Origin of the sequence: Cobetia sp. SIMBA_158 (genome assembly GCF_046566945.1) — a bacterium.
GTDB classification, from domain to species: Bacteria; Pseudomonadota; Gammaproteobacteria; order Pseudomonadales; family Halomonadaceae; genus Cobetia; species Cobetia amphilecti.
In genome coordinates, this window is the sequence record NZ_JAWJYL010000237.1 from 1 (window position 1) to 279 (window position 279).

The 279-nt window shown below is 33.0% G+C and carries 1 protein-coding gene; it reads right to left on the reverse strand.

Going from position 1 to position 279, the window contains the following annotated elements; genetic code table 11:
- On the reverse strand, positions 1 to 192 hold a 192-nt coding region (locus R2R70_RS19790), incomplete at its 3' end, for a hypothetical protein (RefSeq protein ID WP_410978867.1).
- Between the last annotated feature and the right edge of the window lie 87 nt (positions 193 to 279).

The following is a 279-nucleotide window of genomic DNA, read 5'->3' on the forward strand; positions in this document are numbered from 1 at the left end:
TATGAAGTTGCCTGTCTGTGGTACGTACCCAATTTTAAAGTCTCCATCTATTTCATATAAACTAGCATAGTGATTCAGTTCCTCTATGAGAACCAAATCACCGGATAATTTACCATTATCGAATGTAACTTCACGTACCTTAGTATCTTCTAATTCCTTTAAAATCCCTTGCATTGTGAATTTATAAGCCATATAATAACCCCCTTTATGATGTAGCTAATAATCCTAAAATAAATGCTACCATTTCTTCATCTTCTTCATGAATAGATTTACCATCTG